Origin of the sequence: Thermococcus sp. 21S7 (assembly GCF_012027615.1) — an archaeon.
In the GTDB taxonomy this organism is placed as follows: domain Archaea; phylum Methanobacteriota_B; class Thermococci; order Thermococcales; family Thermococcaceae; genus Thermococcus.
Map to the genome: position 1 here is coordinate 177,163 of NZ_SNUT01000006.1, position 26,787 is coordinate 203,949.

Annotated in this window: 31 protein-coding genes and 1 other RNA gene; 12 read left to right on the top strand and 20 right to left on the bottom strand. The window is 57.1% G+C overall.

Annotation, left to right across the window (positions count from 1 at the left end; genetic code table 11):
- Positions 1-27: 27 nt before the first annotated feature.
- The 4 genes from E3E51_RS10665 to E3E51_RS10680 all read left to right on the top strand — a co-directional run bounded on the left by E3E51_RS10665 (position 28) and on the right by E3E51_RS10680 (position 3,786).
- Positions 28-390: a PqqD family protein gene (locus E3E51_RS10665; protein ID WP_167913088.1), complete on the top strand. Its 363-nt coding sequence runs from the start codon at positions 28-30 to the stop codon at positions 388-390.
- Positions 377-1,642 (top strand): M20 family metallo-hydrolase, encoded by a 1,266-nt coding sequence (locus E3E51_RS10670; RefSeq protein ID WP_167913089.1) that lies wholly within the window; start codon positions 377-379, stop codon positions 1,640-1,642. The genes E3E51_RS10665 and E3E51_RS10670 overlap by 14 nt, the downstream gene beginning before the upstream one ends.
- Positions 1,643-1,726: 84 nt before the next feature.
- Positions 1,727-3,013 (top strand): serpin family protein, encoded by a 1,287-nt coding sequence (locus E3E51_RS10675; protein WP_167913134.1) that lies wholly within the window; start codon positions 1,727-1,729, stop codon positions 3,011-3,013.
- A 29-nt stretch (positions 3,014-3,042) separates the two neighbouring features.
- The gene (locus E3E51_RS10680; RefSeq protein WP_167913090.1) at positions 3,043-3,786 is read left to right on the top strand and encodes a class I SAM-dependent methyltransferase; all 744 of its coding nucleotides are present in this window, start codon (positions 3,043-3,045) and stop codon (positions 3,784-3,786) included.
- A gap of 4 nt (positions 3,787-3,790) precedes the next feature.
- Here E3E51_RS10680 and E3E51_RS10685 read toward each other — a convergent pair whose 3' ends face one another.
- From E3E51_RS10685 to E3E51_RS10715, 7 genes are read right to left on the bottom strand one after another with little or no spacing between them, the layout of a single operon-like run.
- Positions 3,791-4,024 carry a lipoyl domain-containing protein gene (locus E3E51_RS10685; RefSeq protein WP_167913091.1) on the bottom strand — a complete coding sequence of 78 codons (234 nt, stop codon included), beginning with the start codon at positions 4,022-4,024 and terminating at the stop codon, positions 3,791-3,793.
- An 8-nt stretch (positions 4,025-4,032) separates the two neighbouring features.
- Entirely contained in the window at positions 4,033-5,037 is a 1,005-nt protein-coding gene (locus tag E3E51_RS10690) for an alpha-ketoacid dehydrogenase subunit beta (protein ID WP_167913092.1), read from the bottom strand.
- Between the two features lies 1 nt (position 5,038).
- Positions 5,039-6,043: a thiamine pyrophosphate-dependent dehydrogenase E1 component subunit alpha gene (locus E3E51_RS10695; protein WP_167913093.1), complete on the bottom strand. Its 1,005-nt coding sequence runs from the start codon at positions 6,041-6,043 to the stop codon at positions 5,039-5,041.
- 55 nt (positions 6,044-6,098) lie between these two features.
- On the bottom strand, positions 6,099-6,536 hold the full coding sequence (locus E3E51_RS10700; RefSeq protein ID WP_167913094.1) for an OsmC family protein: 438 nt from the start codon (positions 6,534-6,536) through the stop codon (positions 6,099-6,101).
- A 5-nt stretch (positions 6,537-6,541) separates the two neighbouring features.
- On the bottom strand, positions 6,542-6,844 hold the full coding sequence (locus tag E3E51_RS10705) for a DUF6506 family protein (protein WP_167913095.1): 303 nt from the start codon (positions 6,842-6,844) through the stop codon (positions 6,542-6,544).
- 24 nt (positions 6,845-6,868) lie between these two features.
- On the bottom strand, positions 6,869-7,852 hold the full coding sequence (locus tag E3E51_RS10710) for an alpha-ketoacid dehydrogenase subunit beta (protein WP_167913096.1): 984 nt from the start codon (positions 7,850-7,852) through the stop codon (positions 6,869-6,871).
- Positions 7,840-8,844 (bottom strand): thiamine pyrophosphate-dependent dehydrogenase E1 component subunit alpha, encoded by a 1,005-nt coding sequence (locus E3E51_RS10715; RefSeq protein WP_167913097.1) that lies wholly within the window; start codon positions 8,842-8,844, stop codon positions 7,840-7,842. Before E3E51_RS10715 ends, E3E51_RS10710 begins: the two co-directional genes overlap by 13 nt.
- Before the next feature lie 161 nt (positions 8,845-9,005).
- Between E3E51_RS10715 and E3E51_RS10720 the strand changes: the two genes are divergently transcribed.
- From E3E51_RS10720 to E3E51_RS10730, 3 genes are read left to right on the top strand one after another with little or no spacing between them, the layout of a single operon-like run.
- Entirely contained in the window at positions 9,006-9,251 is a 246-nt protein-coding gene (locus tag E3E51_RS10720; RefSeq protein WP_167913098.1) for a biotin/lipoyl-containing protein, read from the top strand.
- Between the two features lie 4 nt (positions 9,252-9,255).
- On the top strand, positions 9,256-10,074 hold the full coding sequence (locus E3E51_RS10725; RefSeq protein WP_167913099.1) for a dihydrolipoamide acetyltransferase family protein: 819 nt from the start codon (positions 9,256-9,258) through the stop codon (positions 10,072-10,074).
- Positions 10,075-10,084: 10 nt separating this feature from the next.
- Positions 10,085-11,065, top strand: a complete 981-nt coding sequence (locus E3E51_RS10730) for an NAD(+)/NADH kinase (protein ID WP_167913100.1) — start codon at positions 10,085-10,087, stop codon at positions 11,063-11,065.
- Here E3E51_RS10730 and E3E51_RS10735 read toward each other — a convergent pair.
- Positions 11,062-11,865: a biotin/lipoate A/B protein ligase family protein gene (locus E3E51_RS10735; RefSeq protein ID WP_167913101.1), complete on the bottom strand. Its 804-nt coding sequence runs from the start codon at positions 11,863-11,865 to the stop codon at positions 11,062-11,064. The genes E3E51_RS10730 and E3E51_RS10735 overlap by 4 nt on opposite strands.
- 143 nt (positions 11,866-12,008) lie before the next feature.
- Positions 12,009-13,199, bottom strand: a complete 1,191-nt coding sequence (locus E3E51_RS10740) for a class I SAM-dependent rRNA methyltransferase (RefSeq protein ID WP_167913102.1) — start codon at positions 13,197-13,199, stop codon at positions 12,009-12,011.
- Positions 13,200-13,269: 70 nt separating this feature from the next.
- Here E3E51_RS10740 and E3E51_RS10745 point away from each other — a divergent pair, with 70 nt between their 5' ends.
- Positions 13,270-13,578 carry a DUF5748 family protein gene (locus E3E51_RS10745; RefSeq protein WP_167913103.1) on the top strand — a complete coding sequence of 103 codons (309 nt, stop codon included), beginning with the start codon at positions 13,270-13,272 and terminating at the stop codon, positions 13,576-13,578.
- A 9-nt stretch (positions 13,579-13,587) separates the two neighbouring features.
- On the opposite strand, the gene E3E51_RS10750 is transcribed toward E3E51_RS10745, so the two are convergent.
- The 3 genes from E3E51_RS10750 to E3E51_RS10760 form a co-directional block, all read right to left on the bottom strand.
- Positions 13,588-14,715: a tripartite tricarboxylate transporter permease gene (locus E3E51_RS10750; protein WP_167913104.1), complete on the bottom strand. Its 1,128-nt coding sequence runs from the start codon at positions 14,713-14,715 to the stop codon at positions 13,588-13,590.
- Positions 14,697-15,863, bottom strand: coding sequence for a hypothetical protein (locus tag E3E51_RS10755; RefSeq protein WP_167913105.1), 1,167 nt, complete (start codon positions 15,861-15,863; stop codon positions 14,697-14,699). Before E3E51_RS10755 ends, E3E51_RS10750 begins: the two co-directional genes overlap by 19 nt.
- Positions 15,864-15,925: 62 nt before the next feature.
- Positions 15,926-16,672 carry an ATPase domain-containing protein gene (locus E3E51_RS10760; RefSeq protein ID WP_167913106.1) on the bottom strand — a complete coding sequence of 249 codons (747 nt, stop codon included), beginning with the start codon at positions 16,670-16,672 and terminating at the stop codon, positions 15,926-15,928.
- A gap of 213 nt (positions 16,673-16,885) precedes the next feature.
- Here E3E51_RS10760 and priL point away from each other — a divergent pair, with 213 nt between their 5' ends.
- Genes priL through E3E51_RS10775 form a run of 3 tightly spaced genes read left to right on the top strand, consistent with a single transcriptional unit; the run spans position 16,886 to position 19,990 of the window.
- The gene (priL, locus tag E3E51_RS10765; RefSeq protein WP_167913107.1) at positions 16,886-18,112 is read left to right on the top strand and encodes a DNA primase large subunit PriL; all 1,227 of its coding nucleotides are present in this window, start codon (positions 16,886-16,888) and stop codon (positions 18,110-18,112) included.
- Complete coding sequence (priS, locus tag E3E51_RS10770; protein ID WP_167913108.1) at positions 18,105-19,145, top strand: DNA primase catalytic subunit PriS; 1,041 nt, start codon at positions 18,105-18,107, stop codon at positions 19,143-19,145. Before priL ends, priS begins: the two co-directional genes overlap by 8 nt.
- Positions 19,142-19,990, top strand: a complete 849-nt coding sequence (locus E3E51_RS10775; RefSeq protein WP_167913109.1) for a DMT family transporter — start codon at positions 19,142-19,144, stop codon at positions 19,988-19,990. Before priS ends, E3E51_RS10775 begins: the two co-directional genes overlap by 4 nt.
- Here E3E51_RS10775 and rnpB read toward each other — a convergent pair.
- From rnpB to E3E51_RS10795, 4 genes are all read right to left on the bottom strand, one after another.
- Positions 19,976-20,297, bottom strand: an RNA gene (gene rnpB / locus E3E51_RS10780) — RNase P RNA component. The two genes, E3E51_RS10775 and rnpB, sit on opposite strands and share 15 nt — an antisense overlap.
- A 40-nt stretch (positions 20,298-20,337) precedes the next feature.
- On the bottom strand, positions 20,338-21,948 hold the full coding sequence (locus E3E51_RS10785) for a hypothetical protein (protein WP_167913110.1): 1,611 nt from the start codon (positions 21,946-21,948) through the stop codon (positions 20,338-20,340).
- Positions 21,949-21,990: 42 nt separating this feature from the next.
- Positions 21,991-22,272, bottom strand: a complete 282-nt coding sequence (locus tag E3E51_RS10790) for a hypothetical protein (protein WP_240924320.1) — start codon at positions 22,270-22,272, stop codon at positions 21,991-21,993.
- Positions 22,272-22,679, bottom strand: coding sequence for a DUF61 family protein (locus E3E51_RS10795; RefSeq protein WP_167913111.1), 408 nt, complete (start codon positions 22,677-22,679; stop codon positions 22,272-22,274). The genes E3E51_RS10790 and E3E51_RS10795 overlap by 1 nt, the downstream gene beginning before the upstream one ends.
- 220 nt (positions 22,680-22,899) lie before the next feature.
- On the opposite strand from E3E51_RS10795, the gene glnA reads away from it, so the two are divergent.
- Positions 22,900-24,231 carry a type I glutamate--ammonia ligase gene (gene glnA / locus E3E51_RS10800; RefSeq protein ID WP_167913136.1) on the top strand — a complete coding sequence of 444 codons (1,332 nt, stop codon included), beginning with the start codon at positions 22,900-22,902 and terminating at the stop codon, positions 24,229-24,231.
- Here glnA and E3E51_RS10805 read toward each other — a convergent pair.
- From E3E51_RS10805 to E3E51_RS10820, 4 genes are all read right to left on the bottom strand, one after another.
- Entirely contained in the window at positions 24,228-25,112 is an 885-nt protein-coding gene (locus E3E51_RS10805) for an EamA family transporter (protein ID WP_167913112.1), read from the bottom strand. The genes glnA and E3E51_RS10805 overlap by 4 nt on opposite strands.
- A gap of 9 nt (positions 25,113-25,121) precedes the next feature.
- A complete protein-coding gene (locus tag E3E51_RS10810) occupies positions 25,122-25,883 on the bottom strand; it encodes an NAD+ synthase (protein WP_167913113.1) in 762 nt (253 codons plus the stop codon).
- Positions 25,880-26,362, bottom strand: a complete 483-nt coding sequence (locus E3E51_RS10815; RefSeq protein ID WP_240924321.1) for a hypothetical protein — start codon at positions 26,360-26,362, stop codon at positions 25,880-25,882. Before E3E51_RS10815 ends, E3E51_RS10810 begins: the two co-directional genes overlap by 4 nt.
- A gap of 24 nt (positions 26,363-26,386) precedes the next feature.
- A partial coding sequence (locus E3E51_RS10820; RefSeq protein ID WP_167913114.1) for an ABC transporter ATP-binding protein occupies positions 26,387-26,787 on the bottom strand: 401 nt, incomplete at its 5' end.

Consider the following 26,787-nt stretch of genomic DNA (forward strand, 5'->3'; position numbering starts at 1 on the left):
TAAATTTTGAACGCCGGAGGAATGAACATGGAGGAATACATGAACCTTGTGCCAGTGCGCAACGAGAAGGTCGAGCTGAAGAGGATCGAAGGGAAGTACTACCTTCTCATACCAATGGAATCCAAGCTTGATTTTCTGGCGAGGAAGCTCCACGGCGAGCACAGAAGGATAGAGCTTGACGAGATAGGGGCCTACACCTGGGAGCTCTGCGACGGTCGGAGAACCGTCAGGGAGATAGGAAAGGCCCTGAAGGCGCGCTTTGGGGATGAAGTTGAGCCCCTTTACGAGCGTCTGGTAACGTTTCTTTTCGAACTGGGGAAAAGGTACCTAGTTGAGTTTAAAAACGGAAACGAGCTAATCTACGGTGGTGATATGAATGACAGAGCTTGAAAAAATCTCAAAGGAGATTGAAAAGCTCCAGGACGAGATGGTGGAAACCCTCGTGGAACTGATTAAAATCCCGGCCATAAGCCCGGACTATGGCTACGAGGGCGAATACGACAAGGCGCAGAAGCTGCTTGAGATGATAAAGGACTGGCCCTTCGACAGGGTCGAGGTCTACAACGCACCCGATGAGCGGGCCAAGAACGGAGTGAGACCGAGCATTCTGGCCTACTACTACGGGCAGGACGGCGAGAAGAGTCCAAGGATATGGATCCTCACCCACATTGATGTGGTTCCGCCCGGAGACATGAGCAAATGGACGGTCACCGAGCCCTTCAAGCCCGTCGTCAAGGACGGAAAGATATACGGGCGCGGAAGCGAGGACAACGGGCAGAGCCTTGTGGCTTCGCTCTATGCGGTAAAGGCCATGATGAACCTTGGGATAAGGCCGAAGAGGACCGTTGTCTTAGCCTTCGTCAGCGACGAGGAAACGGGAAGCAAGTACGGCGTCGAGTGGCTGATGAGGGAGCACCCAGAGCTGTTCAGGAAGGACGACCTGGTTCTCGTCCCGGACGGTGGAAACGAGGAGGGCACCTTTATCGAAGTCGCCGAGAAGAGCATCCTCTGGCTCAGGGTGAAGGTCAGGGGTAAGCAGGTCCACGCCAGCATGCCGGACAAAGGACTCAACGCCCACCGCGTCGCCCTCGACTTCGCCTACCACCTCGACAAACTCCTCCACGAGAAGTACGGCGAGGGGGACGAGCTGTTCGACCCGCCGGAGAGCACCTTCGAGCCGACGATGGTTCACGGCCCGGCCGACAGCCCGAACATAGCCCCCGGCGAGCACGAAGTGGTTTTCGACTGCAGGATTCTGCCGAGGTACGGCATAGACGACATCCTCGCCGACGCCAAGGCCCTTGCCGAGGAGGTCAAGGAGAAATACCGGAAGGAGTTCGACGGAGAGGTTCTGCCGGAGATAGAGTTCGAGGTTCTCCAGCGCATGGACGCCCCGGCTCCAACCGACCCGAACAGCGAGATAGTGAAGCTCCTCCAGGAGGCGCTCAGGAAGCTCCGCGGAAAGGAAGCCAAGGTCGGAGGAATAGGAGGCGGAACCTTCGCGGCCTACTTCAGGAAGCTCGGAATTCCGGCCGTCGTCTGGGCGACGCTCGACGAGACCGCCCACCAGCCCAACGAGTACGCCTGGATAAAGAACCTGGTGGAAGATGCCAAGGTTATGGCGGCCCTGGCCCTTCTCTGACCCCCTTCCCATTTTGTTTCAAACTCGATTGAAACTATCGCTATGTATTTATATTTTCCCGCCGAGAGTAATTCGGTGACGGGAATGAGGCGGCTTTTGGCGCTTGCACTCGTCTTTGTGGTCATCGCGTCAGGCTGCATAGCCAATAACGAAGGGACGCCAACCGCCCCCCAGAACCCCTCAAGCGAGACGCCCATCCCTCCAATGACAGGGAACGACGTTCTCGATCCGACCCAGACCGAGGAAGCCATGGACGTTGTCGGAGCCAGCAACCTCTTCGGCATTGAACTCTACCGCGAGCTGTCGAGGGAGAACGGGAACCTCTTCATCTCGCCCTTCAGCGTCTTCACGGCGATGACAATGGCCTACGAGGGCGCACGCGGCGAGACCGCCGGGGAGATGGCAAAGGTTCTCCACATTCCCGAGAACGAAACCCTGCGCAGGGAAGCGTTCAGGACACTCCTGCTCGACGCCGGGAGACCCTCCGGGATAGAGCTTAGGATAGCCAATGCCCTCTGGGTTCAGAAGGACTATCCCGTGCGGGAGGAGTACCTCGACACCATAAGGCGGTACTATCTGGGCGATGTGGAAGAGCTTGACTTCAGGGGTGACCCGGAGGGGGCGGAGAGAACGATCAACGAATGGGCGGAGGAGAAAACCAACGGCAGGATAAAGAACCTCGTGAGCGGCCTGACACCGGACACGAGACTGATAATAACCAACGCCGTATACTTCAAGGCCAACTGGACGCTCCGCTTCAGTCCGGACGCCACGAAGAACGACACCTTTACCCTGCCCACCGGTGAAAGGGTAACGGTTCCAATGATGAACAGGGTTGGAAAGTTCAACTACGCTGAGACCGACGAGATTCAGGCCCTTGAGATGCCCTACGAGGGCTCCAGGTTCAGCAACTTCAGCATGGTGATAATCCTCCCAAAGAAGAGGGACGGCCTAAACGAAATAGAGGAAAAGCTGAGCCCGCGGTTCCTGCAGGGGCTCCTCAGCTCTCTCAAGCCGGAGGAAGTTGACGTGACGGTACCGAAGTTCAGGTTCGAGGGCGAATACCAGCTGGGCGAGACACTCAGGGGAATGGGCATGAGAAAAGCCTTCACTGACCGTGCGGACTTCTCGGGCATCTCAGAGGAGCCCATCGCCATAAGCGAGGTCGTCCACAAGACCTTCATAAGCGTTGCCGAGAACGGCACCGAGGCGGCCGCGGCGACGGCGGTGATATTCACGGCGGTTTCGGCCCCCGGAGAAACCCCGGAGTACAAGGTCTTCAGGGCAGACCATCCCTTCCTGTTCCTCATAGTCGACAGGGACAGCGGGCTCGTGCTCTTCATCGGCAGGCTGGTTGACCCGAGGGGATGAGCTTTTAAGCCCCTCCCCCAACTCTTTTTATGCCCCTCTGGAAGGATGGAAAGCTAGGACTGCCGGTAAAAGAGGCCGTGAAGCTCTTTCCGGAGCTGAACGACTACCTCGACGGGCGCGGGAGGCTCGACTTCTCGAACAGGGAAGCGAGAATACTCTACAACAAAGCCATAGCGAAGGCCCTCTTCGGGCTGGAGATAGAATACCACCCGCGCGGGCTCGTGACCACCCCCGTTTCGCGCTACCTATTCCTCAAGACCTTCCTGCGCGGGGACGAGAGGGTTCTGGAAATCGGAACCGGACACACCGCGATGATGGCGCTAATGGCGGAGAAGCTCTTCAAGTGCGACGTTACCGCGACGGAGCTCGACGAGGAGTTCTTCGAGTATGCCAGGAAGAACATCGAGCGGAACGGCGCCGGAGTTAAGCTCATCAGGAGCAACGGGGGGATAATCAGGGGGGTAATTCCCAAAGGCGAGCGCTTTGACGTGATTTTTTCAGCCCCGCCGTACTACGAGAGGCCGACAAGGAGCGTTCTGACGGAGAGGGAAGGCGTTGGAGGAGGCGAACACGGCGAGGCCTTCTCGGTGAGGCTCATCGAGGAGGCGCTGGATCATTTGAAGCCCGGCGGCAGGGTTGCCCTCTTCCTTCCGGACAAAAAGCCTCTGATAAAGGCCATAGAAGAAAAGGGAAAAGGGCTGGGCTACTCCGTGAGGGACGTGAAGTTCAAGGTCGGGACGAGGTGGAGGCACAGTTTGATAATGAAAAAATGAAAGGTCAGGCCACGATGAGGCCTATCACCTGGCCCTGCGCCACCTCCTCGTTCTCCTTCACCAGAATCTTAAGCCTCCCGCTCGCCGGGGCCTTAACGTGCACGGTAACCTTTTCTATCATGACCTCCGCTATTTCTTCACCCTCCTCGACGGGGTCGCCGTCGTTTTTGTACCAGCTCAGCAGGACGCCGGTCTTTTCCTCCTTCGTCGTCCGGGGTACCTTGACCTCCGCCTCCATTCTGCCGCTCACCCGACCATGTCCTTCACTGTCTTCACTATCTTCTCCCTGTCCGGAAGGACGAACCTCTCCAGCACCCTGCTGTACGGAACCGGAACGTCCGGGTAGGCTATCCTCCTCGGCAGGGCTTTGAGCTCGCTGCCTATCCTCTCGACGACGGTGGCTATTATCTCGCCGCTCATCCCGTAGCTCATGTAATCCTCGTCCACGACGAGAAGCCTTCCGGTCTTCCTGACGGAGTCTATGAGGGTCTCCTTATCGAGGGGAACGAGGGTTCTCAGGTCAATGACCTCGGCGCTTATCCCGTCCTTTTCGAGCTCTTCGGCCGCCCACAGGGCCTCGTAGACCATGCGAGATACCGTCGCTATGGTCACATCGTCGCCCTCCCTCACGACCTTGGCCTCGCCGATTGGGACGGTATATGGCTCCTCGGGCACTTCAACCGCGGCTTCCTCCGGGGAGGGCATCCATCCGAGCCCCATGAGTCCCTTGTGGAAGAAGTACATGACCGGGTTGTCGTCCCGTATGGAGGATATCATAAGTCCCTTGGCGTCGTAGGAGTTGGAGGGGATTACTATCTTGAGTCCCGGAACGTGGGCGAACAGACCGTAGAGGCACTGGGAGTGCTGGGCCGCATCGCTGTAGCCTCCGCCGATGGCTGTGGTTATGACTATGGGCATCTTAACCTGTTCGCCCGACATGTAGTGCGCCTTGGCGATGTGGTTGTATATCTGATCCATCGCCACGCCGAAGAAGTCAACGAACATCAGCTCGACTATCGGCCTCATGCCCTTCGATGCGGCCCCGAGGGCGGCGCCTATGAAAGCCGACTCGCTTATGGGCGTATCTCTAACCCTCTCAGGGCCGAACTTCTCAAGGAGTCCGTTCGTGGCACCGAAGATTCCACCGTAGGCACCGATGTCCTCGCCCATGACGAAGACGTTCTCATCGCGCTCCATTTCCTGCGCTATCGCTTCGGCTATCGCCTTGTACATGGGGAGCTTCCTCGCCATTTCAATCACCCCCCGCAAAAACACCCTTCAGAGCTTCTTCCGGCTCAGGATACGGGCTGTTGAGGGCGAAGTCTATGGCCTCCTGAACTTTCCTCTCGTTTTCTTCCTCGATTCTCGCCAGCTCTTCCTCCGTGGCGATGTCCTTCTCAAGCAGCAGCTTCCTGAAGTTGTCCAGCGGGTCCTTCTCCTTCGCCAGTTCGAAGTCCTCCTTCGGTCTGTAGAGCTGCGGGTCACCTTCGAAGTGCCCCCTGAGCCTGTACGTTCTGACCTCTATGAGGCTCGGCCCCTCTCCGCGCCTCGCCCTTTCAACGGCTTCCTTGGCGACTTCATAGACCGCTATAACGTCGGCGCCGTCAACGCTGACCCCGGGAATGCCGTAGGCCTTAGCCCTCTCGCTGTTCTTGGCGACGGCCGTTGACTTGTCCTTTGGAACGGAGATGGCCCAGCCGTTGTCCTCTATCAGAAATACAACCGGCAGCTTCCAGACGGCTGCAAGGTTGAGCGCCTCGTGGAAAGTTCCCTGGTTGGCCGCTCCGTCACCGCCGACGGCGACTGCCACGTAGTCTTCGCCCTTCAGCTTGGCCGCGATGCCAACCCCAACGGCCTGCGGGAAGCTCGCACCAACGATACCGCTGCAGCTGAAGTTTTTGGCCGCGTCGAAGAGGTGCATGTGGCCGCCCTTGCCCCCGGAAAGACCGGTGGCCCTGCCGAATATCTCGGCCGTCATCTTCTTCAGGTCGACCCCCTTCGCTATCGCGAAGTGGTGGGCCCTGTGGGTTCCTATAACCGCATCTTCGTCCCTAAGGTGTATGCACACACCAACGGCGGCTGACTCCTGACCCGAGGACAGGTGCAGCTCTCCTGGAATCGGACCGGCGGATATGTCAAAGCGCGGGCTCTTTCCCTCGTAGTACCACTTCGCAAGTGTCTCCTCGTACGTCCTAATCCGATGCATTGTCCCGTATAGTTCCAACAGGGTTTCCTTCGGTATCTCCTCAACTCCCATTCTCCCACCTGCCTTTTCCGTTGATTTTAGTCGAACGTGAGCAAAAAAAGAAAGGTCACTCCTTCAGCACTATCCGAACCGGAGTTGCGTTTATCAGGTTGTCAGTGACCGGACAGCGCTCTTCCGCTTCCTTCAAGAGCTCCCCAATCTTTTCCCTGGGGGCGTCAGCCTTCAGGTAAACCGAGACCGTCACCTCGGTGAAGCCCGCGCGCCCCTCCCCCGAGAGACCCTGGAACTTCTCAGGGTTCAGCTTTCCGGCGATGGCCATCTCAAGCGACTCCACAGGTATTCCTTTCTCCTCCGCGATTCCCCTGATGGTAACGTTCAGACAGCCGGCCAGCGCCACGAGGAGGTACTCCACAGGGTTTGGGGCCTCGTTGGTTCCTCCTATCTCCCCGGGCTCGTCAACGAGAACCTCGAAATCCCTGACCCTCGCGAGCAGCTTAGTTCCCGAGAGGGATTTTCCGGTTACGTAGAACGTCCATTCCTCCAAGACAATCACCCGAAAATACCGTCTCCGCTCTTTCCATCCAGACCTGGATGAACGTCGAACCTCACAACCCCCACCGGAACCTTCCCCTCAACGGCCTCAACGATTCTGGCCACACCGATATGACCAAAACCTCCGCACAGCTCTATCGCCGCGATTCCATCCTCAACGAGCTTTTTTGCAACTTCACAGGCCTCATCGTAGTTTTTGACGCCGACGACATGGAGTTCCACCATCGGGGTTCTGACGATTGCCCTGTGCCCCGCGGGGTCTGCTTCCGGTGCAACGAACATGAAAGCGGCCTTCAGCATGTTTCCACCTCCAAAAAAAAGAGGTCAGAGAACCTCCCTGACCGCGTTCTCTATTCTTTCCGTGCAGGGTATCCACTCGTTTTCGAGGGCGGGACTGAAGGGAACAGGTGTCGCCGGCGGTGTGATTATCTTGACCGGCGCCTTCAGGCGCTCAAAGGCCCTGCTGGCGGCGAGCGCCGCTATGTCCGTCGCAAAGCTTGCCCTCGGGTAGCCCTCGTCAACGACGACCAGCCTTCCGGTCTTCTTGATGGAGTTCAGGATCGTGTCGGCGTCTAGGGGTACGAGCGACCGCGAGTCAACGACCTCGACGCTCACACCCTCCTTCGCCAGCTTCTCCGCCACTTCCAAGGACTTGAGAACCATTGCGGCCGTTGCGACTATCGTTACGTCCTTTCCCTCCCTCTTAACGTCCGCCTCGCCGAGGGGTATCGAGTAGGGCTCCTCCGGAACCGGCCCTTTAACCGCGTAGAGCCCCTTGTGCTCTATGAAGATCACCGGGTCGTCGTCCTCTATCGCCGAGATCAGCAGTCCCTTTGCATCGTAGGGCGTGGACGGCATGACAACCTTGAGTCCAGGAACATGGATGAAGATGGCGTGGAGCGACTGGGAGTGCTGGGCGGCGGCTGAAAAGCCGGCACCGCACGTTGTTCTGAGAACCATGGGTATCCTCGCCTTCCCGCCGAACATGTACCTCATCTTTGCGGCCTGGTTGTATATCTGGTCGTAGGCGACTCCGAGGAAGTCTATGAACATCAGCTCCACGACCGGCTTCAGCAGGCCCGTCGCCGCGGCGCCAACCGCGGTGCCCACGAAGCCGCTCTCCGCTATCGGCGTATCCCTGACCCTCTCGGGCCCGTACTTCTCGTAGAGCCCAGCCGTCACCCCGTAGATTCCCCCGTAGAGTCCGACGTCCTCGCCCATCACGACGACCTTTTCATCCTTTTCCATCTCGTAGTCCAGCGCCTCGTTGAGCGCCTGAGCGAAGGTTATCTCCCTCACCACTGCCATACGAGCACCCCCTTGGTGGGCGTGGAGAAGACGTCTTCGAGGAGCTCCTCCTTCGACGGCCACGGGCTTTCTTCGGCGAACTTAACCGCCTCCTCGATTTCCTCCCGGGCCTTCTCCCAGATTGCATCGAGCTCTTCCCGGGTGGCTATTCCTTTGGCTAGAAGCTTCTCCTCGAAGAGCTTTATCGGGTCCTTGTTCTTCTTCCACCACTCTATCTCCTCCTTTGACCTGTAGACCTGCGGGTCACCTTCGAAGTGCCCCCTGAACCTGTAGGTCTTGGCCTCTATCAGAGTGGGGCCCTCGCCCCTTCTGGCGCGTTCGATGGCTTCCTTCGCCACCTCGTAGACCGCCAGAACGTCCTGTCCGTCAACGCTTACACCTGGGATTCCATAGGCCTTGGCCCTCTCGGCTACGCTCTTTATCGTCTGCTGTTTCTCGTAGGAGAGGGATATCTGGTACTGGTTGTTCTCACAGACGAATACAACCGGCAGCTTCCAGATGGCCGCGAGGTTTATTCCCTCGTGGAAGTTCTGCTGGTTCGAGGCACCGTCACCGAAGAAGGCAACGGCAACCCTGTCGAGGCCGTTGAGCTTTATTCCCAGGCCGGCGCCTACCGCGTGGGGAATGCCGCCCCCGACTATGCCATTGGCTCCCAGCTCACCGACGTCGAGGTCGGCTATGTGCATCGAACCGCCCTTTCCCTTCCCGCTTCCCGTCTTCTTTCCGAACAGCTCGGCCATCGAGGCCTTCACGTCCCCGCCCTTGGCTATGTAGTGGCCGTGCCCCCGGTGGGTGCTCGTTATGAAGTCCTCCCTCCGGAGGTTGGCCATCACGCCCACGGCGACGGCCTCTTCCCCGACGTATAGATGTACAAAGCCGGGTATCTTGCCCCGAGCAAAGAGTTCCGCGACCCTCTCCTCGTGAACCCTTATCCTAACCATGGCCTCGTACATCCACAGCAGGGTTTCCCTGGGTATTTCCTCAGCTGGCATGGCATCTCCTCCTCCAAAACCTAGATTTCTCACCATGTTATTTTCAAAAAGAGATTTGAACACTATACTAATGAAAAAACCTCTATATACGTATTTCGCAAGTATTATATAGGTTAATCCAGCTATTGCCCTTATAATTTGTGAATTTGGGGGACAGCATCATGAAAAAAGTAAACGTAATAATGCCGAAGCTCGGCATGACTATGAAGAAGGGAGAGATTGTGGAATGGAAAAAGAAAGCCGGGGAGCACGTCAAGAAAGGGGAGGTTATCGCGGTGGTTCAGTCCGAGAAGCTGACAGGTGAGATAGAGGCACCGGAAGACGGCCGCCTGGCGGAGATACTCCACGACGTGGGTGCGGAAGTGCCCGTCGGGGAGGTTATAGCCACAATAGAGGCGGAAGAGTGATCGCATGACGGACGAAGAGGTCAGGATGATAGCGGAGCAGTACGAGATAGACCTTTCGAAGCTTGAGGGCTCCGGGCCGGATGGCGAGGTAACCCTCGAAGACCTTGAGAGGTACATCAAGGAGCACTTCTACCCGAAGGTTCTGAGGGAGGTCAAGCTAATCGGAATAAGGAAGGTGATAGCGGGAAGACTCTCCGAGAGCTACCGAGAGGCAGTCCACGTCACAATCAACATGGAGGCGGAGATGGACGGGCTCGTTGAGATGAGGGAAAAACTGACTGAAAAGCTCGGGAGGAAGCCGTCCTACACCGTGCTCATGCTGAAGTGCACAGCAAAGGCAATCCGGGACTTCATAGACATGAACGCGACGATGGACGGGGACAGGATAACGGTCTACAACGACATCAACATAAACGTGGCCGTCGACAGCCCGATGGGGCTGATAACCCCGGTAATCAGGAACGTTGACGAGAAAAGCCTTGAGGAGCTTCTCGATGAGTACTCCAACCTCGTGGAGCGGACGAAAAAAGGCCTCCTGAAGGAAAAGGACTTCGTCGGGGGGACCTTCACGGTCACGAACCTGGGAATGCTGGGGGTTGACTCGTTCACTCCGATAATAAACCCGCCCCAGGTGGCGATTCTGGGCCTCAATAGAATAGCCGAAAAGCCGGTTGTAAGGAACGGAGAGATAAAAAAGGCCAGGGTCATGACCCTGTCCCTGAGCTTCGACCACAGGGCGATAGACGGTGCCCCAGCGGCGAGGTTCCTGGGACGGGTGAAGCACTACCTGGAAAACCCCGGAGAAGTCTTCGGAGACCCGTGAGGGCTGAAGGATGAAGAAAGGAGTCGTCGGGATAATAGCCAATCCGGAATCCGGAAGGGACATAAGGCGGCTGGTCGCCCACGCCAGCGTCTTCGACAACATGGAGAAGGTCAGTATAGTCGAGAGGCTCCTTCTGATACTCCAGGAGCTGGGGGTGGAGAGGGTAATCGGCATGCCCGAGACCTTCGGGATAATCCCCGGCGCAAAACGGGCCGTTGAGGAGCACCTGAACATAGAGGTTGATCTGCTGGACATGAAGATATTCGGGGACTGGCGCGACACCTACAAAGCGGCCGAAATCATGGGAAGGGAAGCCTCCGTCATTGTGGTGATAGGCGGAGATGGAACCAACAGGATAGTGGCGAAGGCCTGCGGGGACACGCCGATAATGCCCATCTCCACCGGAACCAACAACGTTTTCCCGTACATGATAGAGGCCACGATAGCCGGGGAAGCAGTGGCGGCGATTGCGACCGGAGTCGTAAAGCAGGAGGAAGGAACCTACAGGACGAAGAGGATAGAGCTCTTCGAAAACGGTGAGCTGAGGGACATAGCCCTTGTAGACGCCGCGGCAACAACCCATTCATTCGTCGGCTCAAAGGCGGTGTGGAAGCCGGAGTACATCAGGGAACTCGTTGTCAGCCGTTGTTCACCATCAAACATAGGACTCAGCTCCATCGCCGGAATCTTAGGGGAGGTAAAGGACGAGGACGATTTCGGGCTGTACCTGGAGGTAGGAAAGGGCAGGCCTGTAAAGGCCCCGATAGCGCCGGGGGTCTTCAAACGGGTTCTCATCGGGGAGGCCAGGGAGGTACCCCTCGGGGAGGAGATTGAGATACGCACCACTCCAACCCTCTTTGCCCTCGATGGCGAGAGGGAGGTCGAGATGGACGGCGAGATAACCGCCAGGCTCACGAGAAACGGGCCGATGGTGATAGACTACAGGAGAACCCTAAGGCTCGCGGCGGAGAGGGGCTTCTTCGAGGGTTAAAGGCCCAGACCTTCCAGTTCCTTCTCTACGTTTTTCTCAATACTCACCAAATGAGACAAGGGGAGCATGAGGTTCCATTCGTCGCGCGAGTACTTGAGGCGATGGAGAATCCCGGCAACGTCGAGCTCCTCCCCCGACGGTTCATCCAGGTAAGCGTCCTCCGAAAGCACCTTGGAATACCCGCGAATTAGAGCGTCCATGACATCACCCACATCGATGCCCCCAGCGAACTCAAGGAGGTTTGCCACGCGGTACTTCACGGGGTCAACGGAGGGCTTGAGTCTCTCCGGAGCCTTAAGCAGGGCCCGAAGTGTTATCAAATCCGCATCAACCAGAATGGAGCCGTGCAGAAAGAGAACGCCCCATCTGATGCTCGCGGCGGTTCCCGAAACCTTCCTTCCGTTCACGACAACGTCGTTCGCGTTCCTGAGGTAGGGGGAGAGACCCAGGGATTCGAGGGCAGTGAGCGTGCCCCGGAGGACGGTCTCATAGAGGTACGATATGGGAAACTCAACCTCCCTCTTCATGACGATGGAATAATTCACGCAACCCCTGTCGAGATACACGGTCCCCCCGCCGCTGAAGCGCCTGATGAGGGGAATTCCTTCCCGGTCTGCCACGTCGAGGTTGACGTCCTCTCCGGGGCTTCTGAAGTACCCAAGAACGACGGAGCATGATGTTCTCCAGAGACGAAGGGTGTCGGGAATCTTATCCCTAGCCCGTAACCTGGCCAAAGCTTCCTCAAAGGCCAGGTCGAACCTTGGGTCGCCGCTATCGAAGACCAACACCCGAAGGGACATGGTTAAGAATCGTCGGGGAACACTATAAAGTTGGGGGTGAAAAAGTCTTAATTGCCAACCCCCCAATCTTCAACGGCCGCGATGAAGATAATGCACCTCCTCTGAGACCGGCGTGAGTGCTGAGACGCCCACGGACGGAGCGGCTACTTCATATCCTCAACGTAGAGGAAGAGCGCCTTGAGGTACTCAGTGTCCTTTGAGGCCATCAGTATCGGGTGGTCCGGCGCCTGGGTTCTGTAGGGTTCAAGGAGCTTGAGGAACTTGCCTGCCTTGGCCGCGGCCGCTATCACCATGTCCTTGAAGGCCTGCATGTCGACGTGCTGGGAGCACGATGCGGTGACGAGTATGCCACCCTCCTTTACCAGCTGCAGGCCTGCGTAGTTCACGTTGAAATACGCCCTGAGCCCGCGTTTGAGGTCCTTTTCATGCTGAACGAAGGCAGGGGGATCGAGGATCACTATATCGAACTTTTCCCCCCTCTTTATCATCTCCTCCATAATTGGGAAGGCCGAGCCAACGACGTACTTCATCCTGTCGTCCACACCGTTGAGCCTGGCGTTCTCCTTCACCATGTTTATGGCCCAGGGGGACTTATCGACGGCGACAACTTCATCCGCCCCGGCGACGGCGGCGTGAATCGCGAAGCCGCCGGTGTATGTGAACACATCGAGAACCCTCATCCCGGGCTTGACGTACTTCTCCAAAGCGATGCGGTTCTCCCTCTGGTCGAGGAAGAAGCCGGTTTTTTGACCGCGCATATCAACGATGAACCTCGCTTTCCCCTCCTTGATTATCGTTCGGTACTTCTCCTTCCCGAGGAGGACGCGCTCTATCTCGGGTAAGCCCTCCCTCCGCCTGCTCCTCCCCGTGTTCTTCTCGAAGACGGTCTCGATTTCGGGTTCAGCCTCCATTATGGCCTCGGCCAGGTCGAGCTTAAACCTCTCCATCCCGACGCTCGAAATCTGGAGTGAGGCTATCTCGTTGAAGCGGTCAACTATAAGGCCCGGGAGGTAGTCAGCCTCGCCGTAAACCATGCGGTATGCCTCTTCATAACCGAGGACTTTTTTCCGGTACTCGTTGGCCTTTTTAATCCTCTCGCGGAAGAGTTCCTTGTTTATCTCAGTATCGCGGTCCTTGGTGACGAGTCTGACCATTATGTTGGAGTTGGGGTTGACGAAGCCCTTCCCAAGGAACTTGCCGCCCCGGGTGTACACCTCCACCACGTCGCCGGGTGAAAACTCGCCCTCGGCTCTCACGACACCCTTTTTGAAGACTATCATCGCGCCCTTACCTATCGCCCTCGCGGCCTGGGCGTCAACCACTACCTTCGCCATCTCTCACCACCGGTTGAAGTTCGGCGATAGGTATATAACCCTTAGCGTCCTATATTATGCCGGTGATTCTATGCACTTCGAGGTAGTGAAGGAGTTTCTCAAGGAAATAGGGGCGGATTGGATAGAGATTGACGGCGAAATCCACCTTGAGCCGGAGGTCTTCTACGAGGTCTGGAAATACGTCGGCCAGCCCGACCTCGGCATGTACACGATCGAGGACGAGGTCGTCGAGCCAGGTTCTTACGATCCGCCCGAGAAGAAGTACGTAAGTACTAAGAAGATCCGGGTCAAGAAGGCGTACTTCACTACGCTGGACGACAAGAGAATAGTAACGGACTACAACGAACTCCAGAGGATTCTGAAGGAGAAATCCCCCTGATTCCTCTTCTTATCCGATTATTATTTGGAGCATGAGAACCCCCATGCAGTTCGTTCTTTTGACGCCGAGGGTCACCGCCAGCAGTCCTATCATGGCTCCCCCCGCGAGGACGAGGAGTCCCAGGAGGCCGTCAAAGTACAGGGAGAGGAGCAGGAGGACGATTGCAACCCCACCGTTCAGAGGTCTGTAGGGCACGTGAGTCAGTGATTTGAGTACGATGCCCGCCAGGGGCTCGCCGTAGCTCAGAACCAGAAGGGAGACGAAGAGGGCCGCCAGAGCGTAGTACGGCAGGAATCCCGAGGCGTCGGGAGCCATGAGCGCCACGATGCCGTTTCTCACCCTCCCGGTTTCCAGGAAGTTCACGAAAGAGAACAGAAAGTTTGCGGTATTGACGGAAAAAACGACCGTCAAAAAAGAGCGCTCGTCCTTGGAGAGGAAGGAGCCCATCAGGGCCGCCTGCGAGGCGGTGAAGGCCGGAACCAGCGAGGCCACCATCCCGAGGAAGGTTCCCAGGAAGGAGAAGCCCAGGAAGCGTTTCAAGTCCATTCTGATTTTCCCATCGCCCCCCGCCAGGTTCCCGCTTCCTCCCAGAATCGCGGTGACGAGCACGGGCAAGCCGAAGAGCCCGGTAAACAGGTGATAGTACGGCTGCATTAGGGGAAGCCGAAAAGCCAGAACTCCCAGGAGGCCGGAGAGGAGGAACACCAGCGCCGCGTGGAGCTTTTTCGGGCCCCTCTCGGTGAAAATCAGGAGAAGGGCCAGAAAGCATACGACCGCCCTCCCAATTTTCGGGGTGTACGCGTCCGCCAGCACGGGATAGAGGGGGGATAGGAGGATCGTCATGAGAACCGCCAGAAAACTCGCCCACAGTGCTATCCTAACGACCTCCATGGCCCTTCCACGAAGAACGAGCCTGTGAGCCGGCAGGATTCCAAGGGCGGTTCCCTCGTCGGGGACGCCGAGAAAAGCCGAGGGAACGACGTCCAGGAACGTATGGGTTAACCCCATCGAGAACAGCAGGAGGTTCCCGCCCGTCCTCGCGGTTGCCAGGAAGGCCCCAAGGGTGTTCACATGGATTCCCGGGAGGAGGCCGCTGAGGCTTCCCGCGAGGATTCCGCTCAGCAGTTCCCGGAGCAAAGGTCATCACCCGAAGCAACTTCGAAGGCGGGCATGCCGCGGTAGGTCGTGAAGAAGCCGTAGGCCGTTACGGTGCTGTTAACCTCCAGGGAGGCGTTGAGCGACTTCCGGAGTTTAAGGAGAACCCAGCAGTCCCCGTCCGTGACGTTCGCCAGTCCGAAACCGTTCCTGTAGGCCCTGACCCATTCAACCCTCCCGGATATCCTTGCAAACGCCCCATCCGAGAAGGAGCATATCCCGTTGGGCAGCCCCTCCCTGGGACCGATGACCCTGCACTCCAGGCAGTAGAGTGAAGACCTCCTCATGACGGCCTCGAAGTGAACCCTATCGCCGACCCTGGCCCGGAAGTTGCGGAGCCTCAATCCGGTGCAGTCGAGCTTAAGGGAGCGACCGGCCCCGATTACGGTGCAGTTACCGACGGCGATGTCCCCGATGGATGCCTCTGAAACCGGAACCTGCTCCGCGCGGCCCGTTACGACAACATCATCGGGCGAATCAACGATGAGGGAGAGCTTTGAGTAGAACCTGGCTATTCCCACCACCCTCACGCGCTTCCCAATTTTGAGACTCGTGCCGTAGGGAAGGTAGAGAACAACCTCCTCGCTCCCGTTCCAGAGCACGGTTCTTGGGCCGTCGTAAATCACGGTTCCCTCAACGGCCCATGGCATGCCGTTCCTGGGCTTCCCCGGAAACCCCAGAACCCTGTATCTGACGGGGTAGAAACGGTCCCGGTGCCAGACCCCCTCCGCCCTCACGATTCGACCCTTTTCCACCGGAAGGGCGACCGCCAGCCTCACCCTCTCAGGCGTCAATATGTAGGGACCGGATGACGGCCAGTAAGCGCCCTTCACAGTGGAGAGGGGAAAGTTCGGCTCGGCGGGCTCTACACGGGCATTCCTGAACCTTGCTCCGGAGGTCGTGTTGTAGGATCTCCCCACGACCCTGTAAACCCCTCCCTCTCGGAGGGACGCGTACACCCCCACAGTAGTCCTCCCGTCGCTCAGGAGCGAAAAGGAACCCGATGAATACACGCAGACGCCGGTGAACTCGTCAGGGCCCCCGGTGGTTGCGCCGATGTGGGCCATAGCCAGCAGAACCACTAACGAACCAATCAACGGAACAACTACTAATCCTTTGTTTGTCACCATGGTTTATGGTAAGGAATACTTCTTAAAAACTTATCCCTCCTCCAAGGGGGGCGGGGAAAAGCTCAGTAAACCTCACCGCTTGGGTAGACTACGATGCCTTCCTCAGTGATTTCAAAGGGATACTTCTTCATCGAATGTTTGGTTTCACGCATCTTTCTGATCAAGAGATAGCGCTTCAGTTCAACCTCTTTTTCGACGAAGTCCAGAAGGACGACACCCCTGGCTATGTACTCCTCGATTCCGTAGCGGCTTATCTTTCCTCTGCTCGGATCGGGGGCCTCCGTGGTCAGGATGGACACAACACCCATCTCAAGGAGTATCGTGTTGAGCTGGAGGAGGATTTCCCTTATCTTTGACTCCTCCTGGAGTCTGAAGGCTATCGACGGTATGGAGTCGATGACGAGCCTTTTCGCATCTATGGCCTTGACAACGCGGTAGATGTAACGGAGAAAGTCCTCCGCATTGAGGTTACCCTCAAGAACGTACTGCTCCTCAGACGGAAGGCCGACCACGGCGCTGACGCCGTCGATGATCGCGAGTTTCCCTTCCCTCTCGTATCTTTCCATGTCCCAACCGAAGGCCATCATTTCTTTCCTGAGATCCTGTGCCCTCTCCTCCAGGGTAACTATCACCCCGGGTTCATTATAAAGCTCAACCCCTTTATACACGAACTGAACACCAAAAGTCGTTTTTCCGCTTCCGGTAGGACCAGTGACAAGAACCGTCGTTCCCTTGGGAAACCCGCCCTGGATTAAATCATCGAACCCAGGGATGCCGCTCTTCACCCGTTCAGTCTGATACACACCCATGGAGACCACCCTATTCCGGTATTATCATGAGATGTCTAAGGTTGATGGGAAACCCTAACGCCTTGTATAGCTATATGCTTGAATGTAATATAAAACTTTTGGATTGGGATTACATAATATCCAAATAACCGCGAACGCTCCTTAAAAGGAGTCAGAAGGGTTTTAAAAGCTTTGACGCATCAGATTTAAAATAGAAACAGGTGAGATATAACTATGCTCGACCCCTTCGGTGATGAGGCCAGGCGGCTCGTCAGGGATGAGTTCGGCGGAATAAGCGAACTGCTCTCAATCATTCCATCCTACGTGGGCATAGACCAGGCCATAGAGAGGGTCTCATGGGTGAAATCGGGTGAGATTCCGGAGGAGATTCTCGGACTTGGAGATGTTCAGGACCTGCTGACGTTCTACGCCCTTCTGGGCGCCCTAGCGTTCTCACCGTACGGCATAGAGATGGAGCTTGTGAAGGAGAGTAACACCAGGATATACTCCGAGAGACTGAGGCGGGCCGGGAGAATACGGGGAACCGCAATCGCCCTGGAGAGCGTGGATGCGGACGAGATACCCGCCAGGGACAGAACAATACTTGAGAGAACCCACCATCAGGAGCTTCCACCGGGGGAGAGGGAAAGGCTCAGACTGAGGTACAGAATACCCCTCGGAAAGCTTCTGGAGCTCTGGGACGGTGGTTTAAAGGAGGTGTACATCCGGAGGGGCTACGCCTACCTCACGGAGGAGCAGGGACTGAGGCTGTGGGAGAGGTCCTTCGAGAGGAACTTCGAGAGGGCGGTGAACCTGCTCTACGAGGTAAGGGACGAGCTTCCGGAGTACTACCTCAAACTCTACGAGAGACTCGGCGAGGTCGCGAGGGAGCACTTCAAGGAGAGGCTCGAAAGGATGGGCTCGGCGGAGGCCCAGCCGCTGCGCTTTGACCTGTTCCCTCCGTGTGTTAAAATCGCCCTCGGGGGCGTTCCATCCGGGCTGAGGAACTACGCCATAACGGTTCTCCTCACGAGCTTCCTGAGCTACGCGAGGCTGTGCCCCAATCCCCCCCGGAGGGACGTCAGAATAAGGGACTGCGTGAGCGACCTGAGCATCGTCGAGAAGGAGATACTCCCGGTAATAATCGAGGCGGGCAACCGCTGTTCCCCACCGCTCTTCGAGGACCAGCCCCACGAGATTAAGAACATCTGGTATCACCTCGGCTTCGGCCTGACGGACAGGCCAACCCTTGAAGACAGCGGAAACTCCACGTGGTACTTCCCGCCGAACTGCTCCAAGATACGGGCAAACGCCCCGGGGCTCTGCAAGCCTGACAGACACTGCAGAAACATCAAAAACCCGCTGACGTACTATCTGAGGCGTCTCTACATAGAAAACAGAGGAAAAGCCGGTGAAAATGGCGAGAAGAAAAGCGCCGGAGGCGGTGAGGGGAATGACTGAACTCTTCAGGGAGGCCACGCCGAAGGAGCGGAAGCTCTACTACTCGAAGGAATGGAGCCCCAAAAAACTCCCGGACTTCATAGTCGAAACCCTTGAGAACAGGGAGTTCGGCTTCGACCATACCGGTGAGGGGCCGAGCGACAGAAAGAACGTCTTCCTTGACGTTCGCGATCTGGGGGACTACATACGGGCAACGGCACCATACGCGATATACTCCAGCGTCGCCCTCTACGAGGAGCCCAAGGGCATGAGGGGCTGGCTGGGAGCCGAACTCGTCTTCGACATAGACGCGAAGGACCTGCCGCTGAGGAGGTGCTCCCACCTTCACGAGCACGGCCGGGTGTGCCCGGTATGCCTCGAAGACGCAAAGGAGCTGGCGAGGGACACACTGGTGGTTCTCAAAGAGGACTTCGGCTTTGAGGACGTCCACGTGGTATACTCCGGGAGGGGCTACCACATCCGCGTTCTGGACGACTGGGCGCTGAAGCTCGACGGCAAGGCCAGGGAAAAGGTTCTGGCCTACATCAGTGCCGCCGAGGAGATAACCTTCGATGATATCCAGAGCAGGAGGATAATGCTCTCCTCTGGCTATTACAGGGTTTTCCGCCTCAGATTCGGGTACTTCATAGGGAGAGTTAACGAAAACCACCTCCTCAACATAGGCCTGAAGAAGGGGCAGGTCGAGAGGGTTCTGGAAAACAGGGAGGGGATATACGAGGGCTTCGTGCGGAAGGGTCTTCTTACCGCGTTTCCAAGGGGGATAGGATACAAAACACTGACGAGGCTCTTCTCCCTGTCGAGTACGTTCTCAAAGGCATACTTTGACGGAAGGGTCACCGTTGACCTTAAAAGAATCCTCCGCCTCCCGTCGAGCCTCCATTCCAAAGTCGGCCTCGTGACGACCTACATCGGCCCGGATGAAAGAAAGCTCGAAAAGTTCAACCCCTTCGAGGATGCCGTTCCGGGATTCAGAAGGAAAGAGGTCAGTGAAGCCTACGGGAAGTGGCTGGAAGAGCACGGGGATGAACTGTGAACGGAAGGATAAAAATAGCCACGGCGATGTTGATATGGGGCAGCGTGGGAATATTCTCACGCTTTTCGAACCTATCCGGCCTAGGGGTCGCCTTCTTCAGGGTGTCCCTCGGCGCCCTCCTGCTCCTCGCCATCCTTATGGGAAAGGGGGAACCGCTGCAATCAGTTCTATCCCTCCTGCGGGCCAGATGGAAGCCCCTCCTGGCGCTGGGAGTTTCCCTGGCCCTGAACTGGGTCTTCCTCTTCACCGCGTTCAACTACACCACTATAGCCAACGCGGTTCTCGTCTACTACCTGGCCCCGATAATAGCGACGGTTATCTCGTGGCGCTTCCTGGGCGAGAGGCTGAGCCTGAAGAGCTGGCTCCTCATAGGCACCGCATTCATGGGACTTATCCTGATTATGAGCGGCCAGAACGTTGACCTGGGCGATAGGGACTTCATGGGGATTCTGCTCGCCCTGGCCGCGGCCTTCTTCTACGCCCTGATACCCAACCTTGGGAGATTCCTGCGCGGGATCGACGGCAAAACGCTGACTTTCCTCCAGCTTGCGATAGCATCGCTCGTGCTTGCCCCGTTTATGGCCCTCTCGGGCGCCGGAGAACCGACCTGGTGGGCGATTTTTGTTCTCGTTGCGGTTCACACAGTTCTGGCGCTGTTCCTCTACATGGACGGGCTCAAAGAGGTGGAAGTCAACGAGGCGGCCCTGCTGAGCTACCTGGACCCCATGAGCGCGATAGTCTACGCATTCCTAATATTCGGGGAGGTTCCGGGAATAAGAACCGCGATTGGTGGGGCCATAATACTCCTCGCATCCCTGCTGGACATCAGGGCGAGGGGGTCGTAGCCCGCCTTCTGTCTCAAGGGGACATTCGACTGAGCGGCCTACCACGGGGCTCCCACCGGGAATTCATCGCCCCTCCCTCGGCCTTGCACCCCGCGGGACGGCCGTTTCACCGATCCCCGACGGGTCGTCTGCGGGTTAGCTCGGGCGCCGTCGCCGGGCCCTTCGCCGCGTTCATCCCCATGCCCGCCGGGACGTGTCGTTTCTGCGCCGTTGCCCTCCCTCTCGGGAGGTGCCTTGCGGCACCGCGGCCCCGGTGCGGTGGGCGGAACTTCCTCGGGAGCGCCCCGAGAGTCCCCGACCCCCTCGCCGAGGAGAATTTAGAATGAAGGGATAAAAAAGTTTGGTATTCACCTCTTCTTGGGGAGTTCCCTGTTCTCCTTAAACTCCGGTTCTTTGGGCCTTTTGAACCTCCCGAGGGGCGAGCGCCTCTTCGGTCTGGGCCGGGTGCGTTTTCTGGGCCCCCCGCCCTCGCGGGTATAGTAGAATGCTCCCGCGGCGAGCAGAAGGAAGACCACGATAACGAGACCAGCCCACAGACCCCTGGAGGTTCCCGAGGAGGTTGTTGTCATGTTCAAAGCGGTGGTGGTAGTGGTTGTAGCAGTGGTCGTTGGGGGCGCCGGAGGTTGCAGATACAGCTCTCCTTTGGATGTACTGGTCTCGCCCATCGCACTCAGGGTAAACTCGTACTCCACGACCTTCCCCGCGGGCAACTCGAACTTCAGGGAAACCTCGTTGGCTCCGGGCGTGAGCCTGCTCTGGAGCGAATCCTTGTATAGGACGTTGCCATCGGCAGCGATTCTGTACCCAAATTCGCCCTGAACCTCCCCGCAGTTAGGGTTCTCGATCACGATTTTGAAGAGAACCTCCGTGTCGGAGACCCTCTCGTAGGTCACGTTGCGGATGACCGGCGGGGCATTGACCCTGTAGGAGACATTACCGATTCCGATGAGCCTCCCATCGAAGGTCAGCTTTATGACCGCGGTCAGGTTCCCGGGCGCATTGGTGGGAAGCTCCGCCTCGATAACGTCCGTACCGCCATTAACGGCAACAGGGGTCGTGATGTTCGAGATGATGCGTTCGTTTCTGTATGTTTCCACGGTCAGGTTGAGGCCGACGTTCCTCTCGGAGAGGAGGGTAAGGTAGGCCCTGTTTTTCTCACCAAGCCTCACCTCATCCGACTGGAGCGAGAAGCCAACGAGTTTAACCCCAAAACGGACAGGGATTTCACGGGAGTACCTGTAGCCCCCGTCCCCGTACTCAACGCGGTACTCCAGCCTGTACGTCCCCTCAGGAAGGTCATAGCCAACGGGAATCTCGAAACGTATCAGGTTGTCCCCGGGCTTCATCGTCAGCGTTTTGTTCTCAAAGAAGTAAATCCGACTCCCCTTGAAGAAAGAGGTGGTGGCCTCGACGGTAATGTTTGAATGACCGACGTTGTGGACGTGGGAGAACACCACGATGGTTTCCCCGTTGAGGACGTAGGAGGAGCCGGGCCTCTCCCTTACGTAGGTGTCGGCATCTTCAAACTCAAGCGCTTTTACTATCACGTGGAGGGGAACCTCCGCGTGGGCCAGATACATCGAGTTATCCGATGTCACCGCAAGGAAGAACAGGTAAAGCGTGTAGTTGCCGGGGGTAACATTGAGAGAACAGGAGATGTTGTATGAAAGGGAGAGCACCTTGTGAGACTTCCAGTCACTGAGCACAGTGGAGGAGACCGTCAGGTTGAAACCAGGAACCTCATTACCATTGGAATCCCTCACCCGAAAGCCCCGGTAACTGGCCACCTTCAAGTCAAAGTTTCCTGCGTTCATAAGCATCAGCGTCCCGCTGCTGTAGTCGCCGCGCAGCAGGGTTATCTCATCGTTCGTCGTGAAACTGACGAACTGGGCCGAGGAACTGGGAAGAAGCGCTATGACCAGCATCAAAAGGATAAACGTAACTACTGTCCTCCTCATGCGTTCCCACCACCAATAGTTGTGTTTTCACCCATATAAAGTCTACTCTCCATAGAGCAGAACAACGATACCCACAACCATCAAGCCAGCAAAGGCGACCATCATAAGCCGGTACCAGAGGAGCCTGGAGAAGTGGGGCCCTATAACGAGACCGAGAATGAGGAGCATAAAGCCATAGAATATCGCGAATACTCCAAGGGCGGTGTTAACGCTCACCCCAAGTATCAGAAGCACCCCCAGGAGCGCCCCTGCGAGCACCGTGACGTGGGGAACCGTAAAGGCCAGGTAGTCCCTTAGAACCCTGAGGTCTTCGTCCATACCCATCACTCCGTTATGAAGGCGTAGGTTGTTGTCGTCGGGAGGGCTTTTCTGATTTTCGGAAGGAGGTACCTTGGGTACAGTTCCTCGGCCTTCTCGGCCAGGATATCGTAGGTGCCGAGGATTTTGTCCATGACCTTAACCTCGATACTGCCCCTCACCCGAAAGTAGCCTCTGTAGAGGGTGCTTATCTCAAGCACTATGGGTACCCTGAGGCGCTCCTCCTCGCCCCTATCGAGGAGGGAACGGAGATATTCCAGCTCGGAGCGTTTGAAGTAGTGGTAGCTCCCGTCCCGCAGTCTAACCCTCGGCTCATTTTCGTTGAGCAGTTCTACCAGCGTGGGTCTTGTGGCGGGGAGGTGGAGGTTTACCCTGGCTATCTCCCTGGTGAGTATGTCCTCTGCCTTCGACATGTTCATGACTACTCGCGAATCCAATAAACCTTTGCTTGACATCAACATGTCTAAAATTGCCAGAGAGGACAAGTAAAATGACAGCTTCTTGTCAATCATTGGAAGGCCGGGCCACACCATCGTCATAATGACAAAAATCCAGTGAAAAGGCTTTTATTGGATTAATCGTTCAATGAAATGGCATTAATACTGAACATTTAAGCAATAATAGGTGATAAAGATGAACGGTTTGAGCACGTCCGGCGTGGGAGGCGGACTTGAATCGAAGAGGGTGGGATTCATCCAGCTCATTTTCGTGGACATCAACGGCGTTCCGAAGGGCATGGAGGTTCCAATAGGAAGATACGACGAGGCCATAGATGACGGCATAGCCTTCGACGGCTCCTCAATTCCAGGATTCGAAGGAATAGAGGACAGCGATTTAATTTTTAAAGCGGACCCCTCAACCTACGCCGAAATCCCCTGGGAAGGCACCTCCAGAGTCTATGGATATATCTACAAGGGGGAGAGGCCCTACCCCGCGGATCCCAGGGGCGTCCTCAGGAATACCCTTGAAGAGCTTGAAAAGGCAGGGTTCAAGGCTTACATAGGGCCAGAACCAGAGTTCTACCTATTCAAGAAAAACGGCTCCTGGGAACTTCAGATACCTGACAGCGGCGGCTACTTCGACCTGGTGACCCTTGACAAAGCCAGAGGCATACGCAGGGAGATAGCGCTCCACATGCCGGCCCTGGGACTCGTTCCGGAGGTTCTTCACCACGAGGTCGGGAAGGCCCAGCACGAGATAGACTTCCGCTATGACGAGGCGCTCAGGACGGCCGACAACATCATCAGCTTCAAGCACATAGTGAAGGCGACCGCCGAGGCCCACGGCCTCTACGCCACGTTCATGCCCAAGCCTCTCTACGGCTTCCCCGGCAACGGGATGCACCTTCACGTAAGCCTGTGGAAGGACGGGGAGAACGCATTCATCGGCGAGGACGGACTCAGCGAGACGGCGCTCCACTTCCTCGGCGGGGTACTCGCCCATGCGAAAGCCCTGACGGCAGTAACGAACCCGACGGTGAACAGCTACAAGCGCCTCGTTCCGGGCTATGAGGCCCCGGTTTACATAAGCTGGGGATACAGGAACAGGAGCGCACTGGTAAGGGTTCCGGCGTTCTGGGGCAACGGCGCCAGGATAGAGTACCGCTGCCCGGACCCCAGCGCAAACCCCTACCTGGCCTTTGCCGCGATACTGATGGCCGGGCTGGACGGTATAAAGAGAAGGATTGAGCCCGAAGCCTACGTGGAGGAGAACGTCTACGAGATGAACGACTCCAGGCGTAAAAGCCTCGGCATAGACACGCTCCCAGAAAGCCTCGGCGAGGCCCTGGAGTGGCTGAAGGAGGATAAAGCTGTCAAGGGGGCTCTGGGCGGGGCGTACAGGAACTTCATTGCATACAAGGAGCGCGAATGGGAGGAATACATTGAATACCTCGGCGCTAAAGGCCTCCCGGAGGGGACAAAGAAGGTAACCGAGTGGGAGCTGGAGAGGTACTTCCACATCTAGTGAACCTCCTCAAGAACCTCCTCAATGATCGTTTCCTCAGGCTTTTCTTTCTCCCTCAGGTGCACCAGCGTCGAACCGCCTATTATGAGGGCCGCTCCAATGAGCTGTTCAAGGGTGAGGGTCTCACCGAAGAGCAGGAACGCCAGGGTTATCGCAACCACCGGTTCAATCGTGGCAACTATGCTGGCCCTGCTGACCTCAACCTCCCTCAGCGCGTGGTTGTAGAGTATGTATCCTAGGAACGTCGGAAAGAACGCCAGGGCAAAGAGATACGGAACCGCGCCCGAGGGCACCGAGAAGTCAGTGAACGGCAGGAGGTACAGCATGCCGAAGAGGAGCGTGTAGAAGAGCGCCTTCTCTGGCTCGTCGTCCCTGACGGCGAACTTCGCAAGAACGCCGTAGAGCGCGTAGGTCAGGCCGGTCAGCAGTCCGAACATAAGCGCCTTGGTGGAGAACTGCATGTCCCCCCAGTTCACGAGGAGAACGCCAAGCATGACCATCGCCAGGGCGGCGATTTTCTCCCGCATCAGGGGCTCGTTGAAGGCCAGCCTGCCGAGGATTATCGAATACACTGGAGCGGTGTAGAGGAGCAGGACCGCAAAGGACACCGAGGATATCGTCACGGTGTAGAAGTACAGCGTGTAGAAGAGGAAGATGCTGAAGAAGCCGTAGAGGGCGTAGAACCTAAGGCGGGAGCGTTCAAGGGAGAATCCTATGCCCCTGATGCGAAGATAGGCCGCCAGCAGAACTAGGGCAAAGAAAACACGGTAGAACACCATGGTGAAGGGACTGAGGCCGAAGCCGTCGAGGTACTTGGCGAATATGCCCAGGGTTCCCCACATGGATGCGGCTAGAAAAACGAGAATGTAACCCCGTTTCATGGACTCACCTCAGAAGACGGGACCAACCGGAAGGCGCCTCTTGTGCTCGCTGCCCTTCACCAGCTTCTCGACGTATTCGACCCTCTCGATGCTTATTCCAAGCTCCCCCGCTATTTCAGCCTTCGGCATCTTCAGGTCAACCATGCGCCAGAGTATCTCGTCGAGGAGGCGGTAGCTTATCCCGAGCTCGTCCTCGTCCGTCTGCCCCTCCCACAGGCCGGCCGACGGCTTCTTTTCGATTATCCTCTCCGGAACCCCGAGGAGCTTTGCTACCTCCCAGACCTCGGTCTTGTAGAGGTTTATCAGCGGAGCGTAGTCGCTGGCACCGTCGCCCCATTTCGTGAAGTAGCCAGTGAGAACCTCGCTCCTGTTGCTGGTTCCGAGGACGAGGCAGTTTTTGGCGTTGGCGTGGGCGTACAGCAGAACCATCCTCGTTCTAGCCATGACGTTTCCCCTGCTCTTTGTGTCGAGTCCCCCAACGGCCCTCTCGAACTCATCCACGATGGGCTTTATGTTGACCACCCTGTAGTCAATTCCGAGACTCTCGCAGACGAGCCTGGCGTCGTCAAGGTCGCGGTTCTCGTAGTATGGCATTATCAGGCCAAGAACCTTCTCCTTTCCGAGGGCCTTCGCGGCGAGGTAGGCGACGGTGGCGCTGTCTATGCCCCCGCTTACACCAACGACGACGCCATCGGCGCCAGCTCCATCGACGCTCTCCCTTATGAACTCCGTTATCCTCTCAACGGCGGCGCCGTAATCGAGCTCCCTCATCTCCTACCCTCCTTCACATCCCTAAGCATCTGAGAGTACCCCAGGAACGCCATGACGACCCCCACCAGCATCAGCACGAAGGCGAGGAGAGAGTAGACCGCGTAGGGGTAGTCAACGGCGGTTGCACTGTAAGTATAATTCACGCTCCCGTTAAAAACATATATCACCGGTCTCCCCTTCGGGTGGAGTGTTATCTCGCGGTTCACCAGCGTGTAGTTCGTCATCTCTGCCCCCTGAAGGAGGGAGAGGTTCGCGTTGGAGGAATAAAGGACGAGGGTTCTGTTGTGGTACAGGTACTCACTCTCGAATTTATCGTCCCCCAGGTAGTGCATGCCCTCCCCGAGGATTCCGCTCGCGGAGTAGGACTTATTAACGCGGTAGAAACCGGCGATTGATATGAGCAGGGCAAGGATGAGCATTATCAGTCCGACCCTCAGAAGGGGATAGCTCATAGCGTCCCTGAGCGTTCCCATCGGCATCACCTAGAGAAAGAAAAGAAGGGGTCAGTACTTGCCAACGAGGTGGCACTCGGCGAAGTGGTTGTGCTCGTACTCGACGAGCTGCGGATGCTTGGTGTCGCAGAGTCCCTTCTGGGCGTAAATGCACCTCGGGTGGAAGCGGCATCCGGGCGGTATGTCAACGGCGTTGGGAACCTCACCCTTGATCGGCAGTTCCTTGATGATGTTCCTGCGCTCCGGTTTGGGCTCCGGAACGGCGGAGAGCAGTGCCCTGGTGTACGGGTGGAGCGGGTTGTCGATGACCTTCTCGACTGGACCCATCTCGACTATCTTACCGGCGTACATCACAGCAACCCTGTCGCTGATCTCAGCGAGGATGCTGAGGTCGTGGGTGATGAATATCATCGAGAGGCCGAGTTCCTTCTTCAGCTTCTTCATGAGGTTGA

What these genes read in the sequence shown, in the direction of transcription:
- E3E51_RS10665 (WP_167913088.1), top strand. Translation starts at nt 28, where the DNA reads ATGGAGGAATACATGAACCTTGTGCCAGTGCGCAACGAGAAGGTCGAG.
- E3E51_RS10670 (WP_167913089.1), top strand. Translation starts at nt 377, where the DNA reads ATGACAGAGCTTGAAAAAATCTCAAAGGAGATTGAAAAGCTCCAGGAC.
- E3E51_RS10675 (WP_167913134.1), top strand. Translation starts at nt 1,727, where the DNA reads ATGAGGCGGCTTTTGGCGCTTGCACTCGTCTTTGTGGTCATCGCGTCA.
- E3E51_RS10680 (WP_167913090.1), top strand. Translation starts at nt 3,043, where the DNA reads ATGCCCCTCTGGAAGGATGGAAAGCTAGGACTGCCGGTAAAAGAGGCC.
- E3E51_RS10685 (WP_167913091.1), bottom strand. Translation starts at nt 4,024, where the DNA reads ATGGAGGCGGAGGTCAAGGTACCCCGGACGACGAAGGAGGAAAAGACC.
- E3E51_RS10690 (WP_167913092.1), bottom strand. Translation starts at nt 5,037, where the DNA reads ATGGCGAGGAAGCTCCCCATGTACAAGGCGATAGCCGAAGCGATAGCG.
- E3E51_RS10695 (WP_167913093.1), bottom strand. Translation starts at nt 6,043, where the DNA reads ATGGGAGTTGAGGAGATACCGAAGGAAACCCTGTTGGAACTATACGGG.
- E3E51_RS10705 (WP_167913095.1), bottom strand. Translation starts at nt 6,844, where the DNA reads ATGCTGAAGGCCGCTTTCATGTTCGTTGCACCGGAAGCAGACCCCGCG.
- E3E51_RS10710 (WP_167913096.1), bottom strand. Translation starts at nt 7,852, where the DNA reads ATGGCAGTGGTGAGGGAGATAACCTTCGCTCAGGCGCTCAACGAGGCG.
- E3E51_RS10715 (WP_167913097.1), bottom strand. Translation starts at nt 8,844, where the DNA reads ATGCCAGCTGAGGAAATACCCAGGGAAACCCTGCTGTGGATGTACGAG.
- E3E51_RS10720 (WP_167913098.1), top strand. Translation starts at nt 9,006, where the DNA reads ATGAAAAAAGTAAACGTAATAATGCCGAAGCTCGGCATGACTATGAAG.
- E3E51_RS10725 (WP_167913099.1), top strand. Translation starts at nt 9,256, where the DNA reads ATGACGGACGAAGAGGTCAGGATGATAGCGGAGCAGTACGAGATAGAC.
- E3E51_RS10730 (WP_167913100.1), top strand. Translation starts at nt 10,085, where the DNA reads ATGAAGAAAGGAGTCGTCGGGATAATAGCCAATCCGGAATCCGGAAGG.
- E3E51_RS10735 (WP_167913101.1), bottom strand. Translation starts at nt 11,865, where the DNA reads ATGTCCCTTCGGGTGTTGGTCTTCGATAGCGGCGACCCAAGGTTCGAC.
- E3E51_RS10740 (WP_167913102.1), bottom strand. Translation starts at nt 13,199, where the DNA reads ATGGCGAAGGTAGTGGTTGACGCCCAGGCCGCGAGGGCGATAGGTAAG.
- E3E51_RS10745 (WP_167913103.1), top strand. Translation starts at nt 13,270, where the DNA reads ATGCACTTCGAGGTAGTGAAGGAGTTTCTCAAGGAAATAGGGGCGGAT.
- E3E51_RS10755 (WP_167913105.1), bottom strand. Translation starts at nt 15,863, where the DNA reads ATGGTGACAAACAAAGGATTAGTAGTTGTTCCGTTGATTGGTTCGTTA.
- E3E51_RS10760 (WP_167913106.1), bottom strand. Translation starts at nt 16,672, where the DNA reads ATGGGTGTGTATCAGACTGAACGGGTGAAGAGCGGCATCCCTGGGTTC.
- priL (WP_167913107.1), top strand. Translation starts at nt 16,886, where the DNA reads ATGCTCGACCCCTTCGGTGATGAGGCCAGGCGGCTCGTCAGGGATGAG.
- priS (WP_167913108.1), top strand. Translation starts at nt 18,105, where the DNA reads ATGACTGAACTCTTCAGGGAGGCCACGCCGAAGGAGCGGAAGCTCTAC.
- E3E51_RS10785 (WP_167913110.1), bottom strand. Translation starts at nt 21,948, where the DNA reads ATGAGGAGGACAGTAGTTACGTTTATCCTTTTGATGCTGGTCATAGCG.
- E3E51_RS10790 (WP_240924320.1), bottom strand. Translation starts at nt 22,272, where the DNA reads ATGGGTATGGACGAAGACCTCAGGGTTCTAAGGGACTACCTGGCCTTT.
- E3E51_RS10795 (WP_167913111.1), bottom strand. Translation starts at nt 22,679, where the DNA reads ATGTCGAAGGCAGAGGACATACTCACCAGGGAGATAGCCAGGGTAAAC.
- glnA (WP_167913136.1), top strand. Translation starts at nt 22,900, where the DNA reads ATGAACGGTTTGAGCACGTCCGGCGTGGGAGGCGGACTTGAATCGAAG.
- E3E51_RS10805 (WP_167913112.1), bottom strand. Translation starts at nt 25,112, where the DNA reads ATGAAACGGGGTTACATTCTCGTTTTTCTAGCCGCATCCATGTGGGGA.
- E3E51_RS10810 (WP_167913113.1), bottom strand. Translation starts at nt 25,883, where the DNA reads ATGAGGGAGCTCGATTACGGCGCCGCCGTTGAGAGGATAACGGAGTTC.
- E3E51_RS10815 (WP_240924321.1), bottom strand. Translation starts at nt 26,362, where the DNA reads ATGCCGATGGGAACGCTCAGGGACGCTATGAGCTATCCCCTTCTGAGG.